At 68.2% G+C, this 15,240-nt stretch carries 3 protein-coding genes; 2 read left to right on the top strand and 1 reads right to left on the bottom strand.

Annotated features, from left to right (window positions below; all coding sequences use genetic code 11):
- Window positions 1-18: 18 nt before the first annotated feature.
- Entirely contained in the window at window positions 19-13,710 is a 13,692-nt protein-coding gene (locus tag H3H55_RS37135; RefSeq protein WP_193103067.1) for an LWXIA domain-containing protein, read from the bottom strand.
- A 590-nt stretch (window positions 13,711-14,300) separates the two neighbouring features.
- On the opposite strand from H3H55_RS37135, the gene H3H55_RS37130 reads away from it, so the two are divergent.
- On the top strand, window positions 14,301-14,756 hold the full coding sequence (locus H3H55_RS37130) for an antitoxin Xre/MbcA/ParS toxin-binding domain-containing protein (protein WP_193103066.1): 456 nt from the start codon (window positions 14,301-14,303) through the stop codon (window positions 14,754-14,756).
- Window positions 14,753-15,232, top strand: a complete 480-nt coding sequence (locus H3H55_RS37125; protein ID WP_193103065.1) for an RES family NAD+ phosphorylase — start codon at window positions 14,753-14,755, stop codon at window positions 15,230-15,232. Before H3H55_RS37130 ends, H3H55_RS37125 begins: the two co-directional genes overlap by 4 nt.
- Window positions 15,233-15,240 lie beyond the last annotated feature (8 nt).

The raw sequence follows: 15,240 nt of genomic DNA, 5'->3' as shown, positions 1-15,240 counted from the left end.
CGCGGGACCGGCGCCGCCTCAGCCGATATTGATCGACTGCCCGACGTGCAGCACGTTCGGCGCCGAGGCCATGCCCGGATTCAGCTGCAGGATCTCGTTGAGTGCGCGTGCATCCTGCTGGTCGTGCGTCATCGCCTTCTGGTCATCCCGCGACACGTGCGCCGCGTCGAGCAGCGATTGGCGATGCGCGTCGGCGATCACCCAGAGCGAATCCCCCGCGACGACGATGTACGGTTGCGCGGCCGGCGACGGCGGCGCGGAGGGTTGCGCGGGCGCCGTGCTGCCCGTCGTGCCGGTGCCGGGCGGCTGCGTCGCGGTTGCGCCCGGCGCGAGCCCGGTCGTCGGCGTGCCGCCGGTCTGCGGCGGCTGATGCGATGACGACGATGACGTCCGCTTCGGCTTGTGCGTCGACGACCCCGATCCGCTCGAAGGCGATCCGAAGAACAGGCTCTGCAACTGCGTGAAGCCCCAAATTCCGATCGGCACGAGGATCAGCGCGGTCGGGTATTTCTTGACCCAGCGCGTCGCGTTCGGGAAATGGGTGTTCAGGCGCGCGCCGAGCAGGATCGCCGTCGATGTCGCGGCTGTCGCCGCAAGCCCGTAATGGCCCTTGTCGTATTGCGCGATCGTGCCGGCGACGCCGCTCGCCACACCGACGAAATCCGACGTCGAATCGATCAGGCGCACGACGCGGCTGCGCTTGTCCGCGTTCACGCGATGCGCGCTCACCGCGTAGACCAGGCCCGAATACGTCGCGGCGAGCGCCGCGCTCGCGGTCGTCAGCGCGCCCGCGACCGTCGGCGTGGTCATCAGCCCGTGCACGCCGACGGCGATCGTCCCTGAATAACCGACGATCGCGCTGCCGCGCCCGACGAGGCCGAGCAGCCGGCGGGAATTGCCGCGGTGCAGCTGCGTGAGCGACGTGCCGCCGACCATGCCCTGCATGTTCGCCAGCAGGTCGGCCGACAGTTCCTTGATCTGCGCGGCCGCATCGTCGAAACCGATCAAACCTTGACGGTGCATTTCGACGAAGTGGCTCGCCTTCACGCGGGTCTCGTTCGTCAGCAGGTCGAGCTGTTCGAGCCGCGCCGGATTGTAGCCGTGCACCGAAGCGCTCAGCTGCTGCGCGAGCGAGCGCTGCAAGCGGTCGAGTACGTCGTGCACCGCGCGCGGGTCGCCGCTCTGCAGGCTCTGCACCGCACCCTGATGCATCGCGCCGAACACGCGGCCGGCACGCGCGCCGACGAAGAGCGCGGTGTTCGCGTGACTCAGCGCGTCCGAGCTCATCATGTTCATGCCGTTGAACACGTTCAGCGCAACCAGCGAGCTTGCACCGGCCACCGTGCCGCCGAACCCCAGTGACCACATCCAGTCGCGTTTGCCGAACGACGGCCGGTGGACGCGCAGCGCGTTGAGTTGCGCGAGCGCGGCTTTCTGCGGGTCGCCGCGCTGGTGGCTCGGCTGCGCGGCGATGTCCCGGTTCACGATGACGGGTTTGGTGTCGTCGATGGCGAGCTTCGGGTCGGCCGCCACCGCGCGCCAGAAAGCGGTGCTCGACGCGTTCGCGTGCGCGGCGATCTTGAGCTGCATGGGTTCGGTGTCCGGCTTGCCGTATTGGCTCAACCAGCGGTTGCCGGCGTCGCGTGCGCGGAATTCGGCCCGGTTGGCGGCCGCCGCGGTATTCCAGTAGTTCTCCTTCGCATAGGTAATCGTCGCCTGTCGCGCGCGGTCCATCAGCGCGGTGGTATTGCCTTCGTACAGTTTGGTGCGCAGCTGCGCGAGCTTCTCGGGCGTCATCCCGTTCGCGAGACCGACGCGTTCGACTTCGGCGAACAGCACCTGGTGCTGGTTCGCGAGCGTTTGCGTGCCGACACGTTCGAACACGCGCGTGAGCGCGTCGGCACCGTGCAGGCGCGCGAGCTTGTCGGGCGCGCGCAGTTCGTACTCGACGAGCTTGCGGGCGAGTGCGGCGGTCAGGTCCTGGTTCGCGATGAAGTCCGAGCCATGCGTTGCATACGACAGCCCGAGGTGAACCCAGTCGAGTTCCTTGCGGTCGAGCACGGCCTCGACGAGTTTCAGGTGACCGTCGCCCGGCACCGGTTCGAGCACGGCATCCCAGCCGTGGAACGTCACCATCACGTGCGGCGCGTCTTTGTCGGTGTTCCGGCGGGCCCACGTTTCGAGCGCGTCGAACGTGCGCACGTAGTCGTGATAGGCATCGTTGGTGCCGGCAAGCGTGCGCTGGTCTTCGGCCGACACGAGCGCGCGCGACGGCGCGGTTTCGAGGCGCAGCACGAAGCCGCCTTCGGATGCCGCGTCGAGCCATTTGTCCAGGTGGTCGAGGTCGTCGAGCTCGAGCTGGTGACGCGTGCCGTCGATGTCGATTCGCGCGTTCGCTTCGTCAAACTGAGCGTTATCGAGGTTGCCGAGCTCGCGCACGCGGCGGATGAACGCCGGGTCGTGCTTCCTGCCGAGCGCCGCGGCCAGCGAATGCGGATCGACCGCGACCGACACGACCGGCATCGCACCGCCGTAGCGTTTGACGAGCGCGAGCATCTCGTCGGGGTTGTCGCGCAGCGTGAAGCCGCGCGCCATCAGCGCAATGCGATCCTGAATCTCGGCCTTCGCGCGTGCATAGGCCTGCAGCGCATGCCGGTCCGCGGCGCGTGCGATCGACAGATAGGTCATCGCGCCCTTCGCATGGCGGGACAGCACGTTTGCCGCGTGATCGGGCCGCGACAGCGGGCCATGCCACGGCATGCTCGACACATCGCGCGCGAGCCGCAACGGGAGGCCGAGCGCTTTCATCATCACGCTGTCGGCCATCATGACTTGCCGGTTTGCGCCGAGATCGAGCGGTTTGCCGCTCCGGCCCGCAAACGCCTTGACGCGTTCGTGCTCGGGGAACCAGTTGTCGACCTTCGCCTTGCCGAAGCGAAGGATCCATTCGGCGATCGTCGCGCTCGACAGGCCGGGCTGATAGGTCTTGATGCTGAACGGTTCGCCGGCGGGGAGTGCCGGCGACGCGGCGGGTGCCGGTGCGGCCGGCGTGCTCGGGTTGCCGTTCTTGCCCTTGGCGCGCGTGCGTTTCTTCGGTTTCGCTGGTGGGCTGGCAGCGGGCGCGCCTGACGCGGGGTCGTTCGCGAGTCTGGCTTGCTGGGCCGTCGCTGCCGTCAGTTCGTTCGCGATGCGCGTCTCCAGCTCGCCGAACGGCGCGGACGATTCCTCGGCGGCTTTCTTCAGTTGCTTGTCGAGTTCCGCCTGTTTCAACGCATAGGCTTCGAGCTGCGTCGGTTTTGCGCGCGCGTCGAACGCGGCCGGATCGAGCTTCGTCACCAGGAAATGGCGGTTCGCGCCATCCGGGCCGCCGCCGATCGTCGTCTTGTCAAGATCGATGCCGGGCTTGCCCGCATCGTTGAAATGCGTTGCGTCGTCGAACCATTGCAGCTTGTCGTCGCGTGTCGCGAGGATGCCGTCCGGCTTGTGCAGCGTGTCGATCAGCGCGCCTTCCGTGCCGTAGACGTAGATGAAGTACGCCGGGCCGACCTGGCCGAGATCGATCACGCGCCGCAGATGCAACGTGTTCGCGCCGCTGAAGTCGTGCACGTCGTCGGCCGATTTCGGCAACAGGTTCGGCGCGACCCATCGATGGGCGAGCGGCGTCGCCCCTGCGGGCGGCTTGCCCGCCGACTGAATCCTGCCGAGCCGGCGTTGCACGCGGTCGCTCAGTTTCAGCGGCGGCGGTTTCTGCTCGGCGACCGGCAACGCCCGCTCGGCAGGCTCGAAGCCGCCATAGCGGGACACCGCCGATTCCGGCAGCGAGGACGGGACGAACACGACGCCGCGCCGTCCGTCGGGCAGCCCGCGCGCGCGGCGGCGAAACGCGGTGCCGAGATCCTGCGCCCCGATCGACGCGTCGCCGACCGAGGTCTTCTCGTGATAGGTCCAGCCGCCCTGTACGGGTTCCGCGTAGCCGAGCACCTTGCCGGTCTTCTTGTCGACCGCGAAGATCGTCGCGCCAGCGGGCAGGGCCTCCGCGGCCTTTGCGGCCGCTTTGGGCCGCTTGTACCGCGGCGCGCGGGCGAGGGCGTCGATCTGCTTGACGACCTCATCCGCGGGCATGTCGCCGGAAGGCTCGGCATCCCACACGCGCTTCGTGTCGATGTCTTCGACCTTCGCCGCGCCGCCGAATTGCCGCAATTCGTCGAGCGACACCGGCGACACGTAGAAGTCGAAATCCGCGCGCGCCTCGTGCGGCGGCTTGCTGTCGTTGCGCTTGCGCGGACGCGTGCCCGGATACACCGCGTCGCGCACTTCGTGCGATGGTGTGTCGCCGGGATCGGCCGCCTCGGGCTGGCCGGGCTGGCTGTACGCGTCGGTCTTCAGGCTCGCGACGAAGTCGGGTTGCGGATGTGTGCCGTCATCCGCCGGCCGGTCGAGGTGCTTCGCGATCAGCACGTGCGCGTTGGGTCCCGCGTATTGCGCGAGGTCGCGGATGTCGGCCAGTTGCGTCCCGTCGATCCGCTTCAGGTTGCGCTTGCCGTGCGCATCGAGCCAGTCGGCCGCACGCGACTCGGGCGTGAGCGCGGGCGCGGCCGGCATGAAGGTAGACGGATCGGGCACCGGCCACATCATCATCGACGGCATCGTCCGCGGCGCCGCACCGGCGCGCCCGGCCTCGCCGTCACGCATGGCCTGCTCGGCCTGCGCGCGGTACAGCGCGCGGTAGACGGGGTTGCCGGGCAACGACGTGGGCGCATTGCCGAACGCGTCGGCGAGCCGGGCGAGGCCGGCTTCGTCGCCGGGCATCACATGGTCGGCTTCGCGCGCGATCGCATCGGGGAGTACCGCATGCTCGGCGATGTCGATGCCGGTCGCTTCGAGGATCTGCTTGCGCACCGCGAACGCGTTGGCCTGCGCGCGTGCTTCGGCGAGCAGCGTGCTTTGCACGTACGCGTCGGGGCTGCTTGTGTCGAGGTCGAGCCGGTTCGTCGCCACGTCGACCGCGTGACCGATCTCGTGCGCGAGCACGTAGACGATCGTGCCGGCGTGGCGCAGGCCGCCGTCGATCACGATCCGGCGCTGTTCGGCGTCGACCTTGCTGCCGGCGCCCGCGCGGCCCTGCACGATCTCCCAGTGGCCCGGATTCAGCAGCCGCATCTGTTCGGCGAGCAGGCTCGACTGACCGGCGAGCGCATAAGCGGCGTCGGGCAGCGGCGCGCCGCCGAACCACATCCGGATGCGCGTGATGAGAGACGGCTTCTGGACGAACGCGCCGTCCGGCAGCGTTTCGCCGATCGCCGGATGCGCGAGCTCGACGTGGCCGCTCGCGATGCCGCGTTTCAGCGGGTCGATGACGGCATCGATCATCCCCGGCGTCCGGTTGGCGGCCGGGTCCGGATGCCGGATCAGGACGGAGGGATCGCTGAAATAGAAGTTGCCCTGTGCATCGAACAGGCCTTCGAAGTCGAACGACAGGCCATGACGTTCGGCCAGCGCGCGCATGGCGGCGAGCTGCCGCATCGATTCGCGCGTCACGCGCTTCGGCAGGATGCCGTTCATCACGTCGATGCTGCCGAGCTCGGCGAGCGGGCTGTACAGCACCGCGATGCGGCCGCGGTACGTGAACGGGCCGTCGACCGTGACCGTGCGCATGCCGAGCGCTTTCAACTGGTCGAGCCCGCGTGTTTCATGCTCGAGCATCGTGCGCGCCTTGTCGCCACCCGCTTCGAACAGGCCGATCGCGTTGCGCTTGCCGAGTTCGAACACCGCTTTCGCGGTGCCCGCGCCGAGGAACGGACCGAGCAGTTCGGCGGGATCCACGCGCCGCGACGGATCGCCGGCGACATGCAGGCCGTTCGCGTCGGCGGCGAGCGCGCCCGGGTCGATCCGCTCGCGCGGCGACGGTGTGTAGCGGGTCCACGTCCCCGGGCCGCCGAACTGCATCCGGTGCGTGCGGTCGGTGTGCGACTCGCCGATCGTGCGAACCGTGCCGCTGTCGGGCACGTAGATCGTGCGCTGCCAGATGTTCGCGAGCCACGCGCCATGCGCCGCGCGTGCGTCGCCGCCATCGAGCACGAGGCGGTTGCCCGTTTGGGTGGGCCCGAACGCGTGGCGATGGTCGATCGAGTAGTCGACCGGCGTGGCGGGACGGCCGTGGGCGTCGAGCAGGCCGCCGGCGGCATCGGTTCGCGCATGGACGAGCGTCAGCGGTTCGCCGCTTGCATAGGACACCGGACCGTTGCGGGAGAAGGTCAACTTCGGCGCGCTGCCGCCGAACCAGCGCCGCGGGAACGGCGACACGCGATCCGCATGCTCGTTGCTCCACTGCACCTGTTCGTCGAGCGTGCGCGGTAGCGGCGCGCCGCCCGTGCCACCGGACGATTCGGTCGTATGCGGTGCGGGCATGCGCAGCGATGCGTTGCCCGACTGCTGCTGGTCCCAGGCGCGGCCGTAGAACGTGCTGTAGCGCTCGCCGTTGCGGCCCGACACCGCGGCGTTGCCGAATGCGTCGGCGAGGCGCGCGAGGCCCGCTGCGTCGCCCGGCATCACGTGGTCGGCCTCGCGTGCGATCGCGTCGGGGAGCACCGCGTGCTCGGCGATGTCGATGCCGGTCGCTTCGAGGATCTGCTTGCGCACCGCGAACGCGTTGGCCTGCGCGCGTGCTTCGGCGAGCAGCGTGCTTTGCACGTATGCGTCGGGGCTGCTGGTGTCGAGGCTGAGCCGGTCGTTCGACACGTCGGCCGCGTGGCCGGCTTCGTGCGCGAGCGTATAGACGAGCGTGCCGGTGCTGAGCAGTCCGCCGTCGATCACGATCCGGCGCTGGTCGACGTCGGTGCGGCTGCCGCGTCCCGCGCGGCCCAGCACGATCTGCCAGCCGTCCGATTTCAGCAGCCGCATCTGTTCGGCGAGCAGGCTCGACTGACCGGCGAGCGCATAGGCGGCGTCGGACAGTGGCGCGCCGCCGAACCACATGCGGATACGCGTGATGAGAGACGGTTTCTGGACGAACGCGCCGTCCGGCAGCGCTTCGCGGGTCTCCGGATGGGCGAGGACGATGCTGCCGTCGGCGATGCCGCGTTTGAGCGGATCGATGACGCTGTCGATTTCCTCGAGGGTGGACGCGATATCGTCATGCTCGTCCGAGCGGAACACGGTGGAAGGATCGCTGAAATAGAACTCGCCGTGCGCGTCGAAGAGACCCTGGAAATCGAACACCAGCCCATCGCGTTCGACGATCTCGTGCATCGCTGCGAGTTGTCGCATCGATTCGTGCGTGATGCGCTTCGGCAACGCGCCGAGTGAGACGGCCCGGCTGCTGAGTTCGGCGAGCGGGTGGTACAGGATCGCGATCCGGTTGCCGACCGAGAACGGGCCGTCGATGGTCAGCGTGCGCATGCCATAGCGGCGCAGCATGTCGAGCCCGCTGCGTTCCGTGTTGAGCGCATCGTGATGATCGTCAATCTGGCTGTCGCGCGGCCGCTGGGGATCGATGTCGTACAGGCCGATCGCGTTGCGCTTGCCGAGCTCGAACACGGTCTTTTCGATGCCGGCCCCGAGGAACGGGCCGATCAGCGCTTGCGCGTCCAGGCGCCGCGACGGATCGCCAGCCACATGGAGGCCGTTTTCGTCGACGGCGAGTTCGCCATAGTCGATCCGCTCGCGTGGTGATGGCGCATAGCGGGTCCACGTCGGCGCATGGCCGAACTGCACCTGTTCTCTCGTGCCCGCCGGATTTCCCGCAACCGCATTGAGGCTGCGGATCGTGCCACCGTCCGGCACGTAGACCGGACGCTGCCAGGTGTTCGCGAGCCACGCGGCGCCAGCGTGCCCGTTGTCCGCGGCGAAGATCAGCGCGCGTCCGGAGCCGGCGCCGGTCGACGAGCCGGCCAGGAAGTTCGCGATTGAATAGTCGACGTGCTGTGCGGGGAGGCCGTGTGCGTCGAGCAGATTGCCCGCGGCATCGGTTCGTCCGTGGATGACCGTCAGCGGGTCGTCGGGCCCGATCGATGTGCGTCCGTCCAGGCTCTTGAGCGTCATCTGCCGCGGCTCGTTGCGCCCGCGTTGCGCGAACGGCGAAATCTGCTCCGCATGCGCGAAGCTCCACCGCACCTGTTCGTCGAGCGTGCGCGGCAGGTGCGTGCCGCCGTCGCCGACCGATTCCGTCGTGTGCGGCGCGGGCATGCGCCGCGGCGCGCCGCCGTGACGCTTCTGCTTGTCCCAGATGCCGTCGTAAAAGGCCTGGTAGGTCTCGCCGCGGCGACCCGACACCGGCGCGTCGGCGAATGCGTCGGCGAGCCGTTCGACCGTGCCCGCATAGTCGCTCGACGGTCCCCAGCGGTCGGCCTCGTGCTGGAGCGCGTCGGGCAGCGTCGTCTTCGCCGCGATGTCGCCGCCGCCCGCGAGGTCGATCTCGTAGCGCGCTTCGAACGCGTTGATCTGCGCGCGCGCTTCGGCTTCGAGCGCCTTGCGCGTGAAGCGGCTGCGGCCGCTGTAGTCGAGCGAATCGAGCGTGCCGTCGATCGCCTCGACCGCGTGCTTTGCCTCGTGCGCTAGCGTGTACGTGATGCTGCCCGAATCGCGCAGGCCGCCATCGATCGTCACGCGCCGCCGCTTCGGATCGATCCGGCTGCCGCCGCCGCGCTTGCCGAGGCTCACGCGCCAGCCGGCGTCGCTCATCATCCGCAACTGCTGCGTGAGCGTGTCCGATTGCTGCGCGAGCGCATGGACCGCGTCCGGCAGCGGTGCGCCGCCGAAGCGCATCTGCAGCCGCGTGAAGAGGCCGGGGCCGGCCAGCGACGGGTCCGGCGGCGTTTCGGTGATTTCCGGGTGCGCGGCGGGCGGAAGCGCGTGGTCCTCGGCCTGCGCGTCGCCGGTCGGAGTCGGGCGGGACGCGTCGCTCGCATCGTTTGCCGCCTGCGAGGCAGACCGCTCGGCCGGCTTGACGAGCACCAGGATGCGGTTCGGCGCGCTGAATGCGCCGTCCAGCGCGCGTGCCGCGCGAGCAGGCGGTTGCGGCGGCAGGGCGGCGCTGTTCTCCGGGTCGGTGGCGCCGCGCTTGGTCGACGCGAGCACGATGACGGTGTCGTCGTTCGCGGGCGGCGGCGCGCGGCGGATTGCGGGCGCGTCGGGAGCCGGCGCGGGCGTGTCGGCTTCGGCGATGCCTGCCGTCGCGTCGGCGTGCTGCGCCTGCGCGTTCGTGCCGACGACGCGGCCGCCCGTGACCGGCGCATCGGGCGCAGGCATGTAGCGAGTCAACGACGCATCCGCGCGCAGCGTGCCGTCCGTGTGCAGCGCTTCCGGCGTGGCGGCGAACACCGGGCGCTGCCAGCGGTTCGCGAGTTCGGGCGCAACGTGCGCGTCCGCGGCATCGGCGATGACGACGATCGGTTCCGCGACGTCCGCGGGCAGCGATCCCGCCGCGCGAGGTTGCGCAGCATCGGGCGGCGCCGCAGCGTGGTCGTCGCCGTTACGCACGATGAAGAGCGTGTGCTCGCCGTAGTCGAGTGCCTCGACCGACGGGCCGCGCGGCACGGAGACGCCGGCCGGATCGAGCGTCGCGGGCCGGGTTGCCGGTTCGGCGTCGGTCAGGTCGATCACGCGGACCGGCGTGCGCGGTGCGACGCTGGCCGGTTCTTCGAGGGCGCCCGTACCGGGTGCGCCGGGCGCCCGCGCGACGGCCGGATCTTCCGCCGCGCGCAGGTTGCTGCTGCGGCGATTCTGCGCGGCGACATGCGAATCCGACGAGCGCGTTTCCTGCTGGTTCTCGTCGCGCGCGGCCTGTGCTTCGCTCGTGTGCTGCGCATTGCGTGCGCTTGCCGCCGTGGTTGCGGTGGCCGTGTTGTTCGCTTCGGACGCGCGCGTCGCGGCTTCGTCGGCGGCGGGCGCGTTCTGCGCATGATCCGCGGGCGGAGCGTTGTCGTTCGCCTGTTGCTGCAGGTCGTCTTGCCACTGGGTGGGTGTTTTCGCGACGAGCTTCGACGGCGCGTCGATTTCGCCGTCGCTGCCGAACGACAGCCGGTCGCCCGTCTGCGTGATCGAATCGATCTTCGTGCCTTCGGTCCAGGTCTTGCCGGTCAGCTTGACGATGCTCAGTTCGCCGTTCTCGCCGAGCATCACCGAGGCACCCCGCGGCAGATTGTTCAGGTCCTTGTTGTTGAGCCCGTCGAGCACGCGCACGGGCATGTTGTCGTAGGTGAGCACCTTGTCGCCCGCCATCAACGTGCCGTCCTTCGCGACCTTGATGTCGACGCCGTCGAGCGACGCGCGCGTCGCGCCAAGCGCGAGTTGCGGCGGCTCCTTTCCGCTCAGGATTTTCTGCAGCTGCTGGCCGTCGATCGAGATACTGTCGCCGCCTGCCGAGCGGGCGATCACCGGCCTGCCGGTGACGCGAACCGCCGCATTGACCACGCGATCCCGCACGCCGCCCGCACCCATCAGCGCGACGTTCGTGAAGCCGGACTTGAGATCCTCCCAGCCCTGCTTGCTGTTCCCGTCGGCGAACGCGAAACCGGCCTCGACGAAGCTCTCGCCCGCGGCGCCGACACCGGTCGCGAGCGACGTGCCGCGCACGATCGCCGTGGTCACGCGCGCGGCTTTCGCCGAGCCGGTGAGTGCCGTGATCGTCTTGCCGAACACTTCCGAACCGGCGAACTTCGCGGCGCCGGCCGCGCCCATCGGCACGAGGTTGAGCCAGTCGCCGCGCGCGCCGGCGTCGGTGAACGGATTGATGCTCTGGTTGTGGTCCCATCGCGAGCCGATATCGATCGCGGATTTCGCCATGCTCGAACCGATCGCCGTGTCCATCATGGCCGCGCCCGTGAAATTCAGCGCGGCGCCGGCAAACGCGCCCGCGCCCGTTGCGTCGAGCAGCACGCCGGCACCCTCCATCAGCAGCCCGAGACCCATCATCCCGAGGTTTACCTTGCCGCCGGTCAGCGTGTTCAGCGCGCTGTCGAACCAGTCGTCGTGATGCGCGGCCTTCTGCTGAAACTGCGCGTGACCGTTGCCGTCGTAGCCGGTCACGAGGTCGAGCGTGCCGCTCGACGCAAGCTGGTTGTTGTCGAGGTAGTCGCCGATGTTGTCGTATTGCGCCGACGTGTCGTCGACGTACTGGACGTTGCCCTTGCCGTCGGTGACCTTGAAGAGCGCGCTCGTCACCATGCCGGCCGTCTTGTCCGAATAGATCAGCGGCAAGATGTTGACCTGCGTGCCGGCGCCGCCGCCGAGCTTCAGGATTTCGCCGCGCACCTTGTTGATCGTGTCCAGCTTGTCCTTGTCGGTGTAGCGCACCGTGTCGTCGTTGACGGGCGCGGTGGGCGAGCCGGCGTCCGACGACGGCTGGACGTCCGGCGCGAGCCCGATCGCGGTGCCGATCAGGTTGCGCTGCTCGTTGTCGGTCAGCTTGCCGAAGTCGATCGTCGCGGCCTTGTTCGTGGTCGCGCCCGCCTGGTCGAGCAGCGATTGCGACAGTTCGCCCTGGTGTGCGCGGAAGAAGCCGTCCAGCGCCTTCGAGTACGCGTCCTTGTCGTCCTGGCTCTGCGGGTTGCGCAGGTTCTCGGCGAGGCTCGCGTCGAACTGATCGAGCAGCACCTGCTGATGCGACATTTCCGTCAGCAGCTGCAGCTTGTTGATGTTCGCGTCGGCTTGCTGCAGATCGCTGCGGGCCTTGTCGAGGTCGCCCTGGTACGGATTCGCGCGTAGCGGCGTCGGCATCGGGATCTCGTCGCCGTCCACCATGCGCAGCCGCACCGGCGTCGGGTTGTGCGCGTACCAGTCGTCGTAGGTTTTTTGCGTGTCCGCGAGCTTGCCCTTCAGCACGCCTTCCTGCGTCTGCGCGTTCGCGAGCTGGAATTTCGCGGCTGCGTCGTTGTACGTGTTGGACAGCCGGCTGTCGGCCGCGCGCAGCGCGCCCGCGACGACGTGGAGCTTTTTCGCGTCGAGCGCGGTCTGGCCGGTCGCGGTGGTCGGCACGGACGTGTTCGAGCCGGGCGGTCGCAGCACGAACGACGGATTCGTGAACAGCGTCGTGGGAGGGAACGATGTCGACAGACTGCTGGCCGGTGCCGACGTGCTCAATGACGACGACGGCGTCTGCGTCGTCGACGGAGCCGGCGTACTCGATGTATTCGGTGTACCCGATGCGCTCGGCAGCGACGTGCTCAACGACGGCGACGGTCCTGGCGACGGGGCCGGTGTCGTCGTCGTGGGCGGCGGATTCGTCGACAGCGTCGGCGTCGGGTTCTGCAGCACGAACGGCACCTTCGGCGCGAGCTGCGTATCGATCTGCGAGCCGGCGTCGTCGTACTGCTGCGCGAGCGTCTGGCCGTAGTCGACGACGAATCCGTCGTGCGCGAGGCTTGCCGTCTGTTTCGCCTGTGCCAGCGCATCGGATGCATTGCCGAGATCGATGTCGACCTTCGGATGCGGATCCAGCGATTTCGGATTCGCGGTATGCCAGTCGTCGGACGCGCTTTTCGCCGTGTCGTATTTGGTCTGCAAGTCGTCGACAGTGAGCTGCGCGCCGAGCATCTGCATGTAGCTGCCGCTCGTGTTCGCTTGCGTGGTCGCGCGATCGAGCGCGGCCTTGTCGTCCTTCGCCGCGCCGGGCGTCGACCCGATCAGGCAGGCGCTGTCGACGTCGTATTTCTGCTGCAGCGTCGTGACCTGCTGTGCGTCGAGCGACGCAGCATAGGCCGCGTTCGAATAGTTCGCGATCTTCGCTGCCTGCGCGACGTTCGCTTGCACGGCGTTCATATCGACGTTGCCGTTCTGGTCGGCCGCGGGCGCGTCGGGCAGATCGACCTGCAGTTGCAGCGGCGCGAGCGCATCGTTCAGATTGCCGACACCGGTATCGATCGCGTCCTTGTACGCGGGATCGCCCATGTACGACTGGAACTGCGTATAGGCGAGATTCGCGTTGCTGACGTCCGCCCAGTACTTGGCCTGGCCGACCGTCGCGCTCGACGTCGCCGACTGCCAGTCGTCGTACGCCTGGACCTGGTCGGGCGTCTTGCAGTCGCCCTGTTGCGGAATGAAGTTCGGATTCGCCTTCGTTTGATCGGGGAACAGCTTCTGCAATGCGGCGAGTTTTGCGTCGGCCTGCTGCTGCGCGGGGCCTTCGATGTTCTGGTTCGTCGGGTCGGAGCTGTACTGGTCGGCCTTCGCCTGTTCGCCGTACAGGATGCGGTAGCCGGCGTCGGTCGTCACGTCGAGCTCGCGTTGCGCGGTGTCGGCCGCATTGCGCGCTTTCGTGTAGTTGTCGACGGCGGCCTTGTGCTCGTCGGGCGTCGAGTCGGGGTCGCGGCTCGTCATCCGCAGCACGCCTTGCGCGCCTTGCAGTGCCTGCTGCGCGTTGTCGTATTTGGTCTGCGCGTCCTGGATCACGCCCTGGACCGCACGCGTCGTGTCGTTGTCGACGGTGATCTCGGGCGGCGCCACGCGATATTGATCGGCCAGGCTCTGCAGCAACGCGGTGGCCGAGCCGATTTCGGCGTTGGTCGGTTTGGACGGATCGGTGCCGAGGTCCGCCTGCACGGGGATCGGCGGCGCGGCGGTCGGGTTGACCGGGTTGGCGGGACCGTTGTTCGGGCCGTCGTTGGACGTGCCGTCGACATTTTGCGGCGGCTTCGGTGCGAGGTCCGGATTCAGCGTTTGCGACAGGAAACGCTGCCAGTTCAAACCCAGACCCATTCCGTCGATGGACAGCATGCAAGGCTCCCGTCAGGCGCGGCCGTACGCGGGATGCACGCCGCCTGCGCCGCATGGCGCGAATTCGAGTGTACGGAAGCGGGGGGAGCGGGCACGGGCACGATTCGTAGCGGGTGACGGCAGGGAGCCGGCTCGTCCGGGCAACGCTACGGGAAACGGCCATACCGGCATACGACACGGCGCACGTGACAGCGCGGCGATGGGGCGGGAGCCGCGATTCGCCTGGTTTCGCGTGTTACGGCTTCCTTGCTGGTGCTTGGCGAATTCTTACTTTCTGCTTTCGTTTGGGTGGCCAGGGTCGCGAAATGGCCCGTGACGCCTCGGCGATCTATCGCGTGACGCGGGTCCGGCGCTTGAACAGTGCGGTTGCTTTAGTGTTCCACTGTCAGAACGTTGTTACGTGACAACTGCAAGTTACAACGGATGATTTTATATACTGAATTTCTGTCTCGACTCCACGAGGCGAATCTTCGATTCGCGCGCGTCGTCTCTAACCGGCTTTCCAGCCCCTTGGGATACCCGCACCCCCGCAATCCGCAAGTTTTCGGCAAAACGCCTATAATGAGTGGGCAAATTGCCGGAGAGAGGTCATGAGCACCATCGCTTTTCATCCTTCAGGCGTCGCGCATCCGCGTCAGGCCGAATTCACGATTCTCGAGCAGCTGTTGGCGATCCGCGTCCGATCGGGGGCCGATCTTGCCGAGCTGGCGAGCGCGCGCGTCGACGTGTCGGTGATCGACCGGCTGTCGGAGCGCGGCCTGAAATCGGACGAGCTGGCCTTCATCATTCCGCGCCGCACGCTGAGTCATCGTCGCCAGGCGCACGAACGCCTGTCGCCGGAGGAATCCGACAAGGCGATCCGCCTCGCACGCATCGTCGCGCAGGCGACGGCCACGTTCGGCGACCAGGACAAGGCGATGGCGTGGCTGCGCAACGGGCTCCAGCGCTTCGGCGGCCGCACGTCGCTCGACATGGTGAGCACCGAGCATGGCGCACGGCTCGTCGAAGAAGCCCTCACGCAGATCGACGAGGGGTACTTCGCTTGACGACGCTGTGGCGGATCAGCAATTACGCCGACCTGAAGGGTATCGGCGGGTTGCGTGCCGGCGGGCGCTGGCATTTTGCCGGGCAGCCCGTCGTGTATCTCGCCGAGCATCCGGCGCTCGCGCTGCTCGAGACGCTCGTTCATTTCGAAATCACTACCGTCACGCAATTGCCGAGCGGATATCAGCTGCTTCGCATCGAGGTGCCCGAATCGGTGGACGTCGCCGAGATCGCGGAAGGCGATGCGCCGGACGACTGGCGAACCAATGTCGACTGGACCCGCAGCGCCGGCACCGAATGGCTGCATACGCAGCCGAGCGCGCTGCTGCGCGTGCCGAGTGTCGTCGTGCCGCACGCGCACAACTTCCTGCTGAACCCGCTGCATCCGGCGGCGTCCGAGGCCCGCGTCGCGGAAGTCATGCAATCGCCGTACGACACGCGGATTCTGCGGCTGATCCAGTCGAAGCCGGGCGAATAGGAAACCAC

Source organism: Burkholderia sp. Z1 (assembly GCF_014893795.1).
In the GTDB taxonomy this organism is placed as follows: Bacteria; Pseudomonadota; Gammaproteobacteria; order Burkholderiales; family Burkholderiaceae; genus Burkholderia; species Burkholderia theae.
Note: the sequence above shows the minus strand (reverse complement) of the source record. Positions and strands in the feature narration are given on the sequence as shown.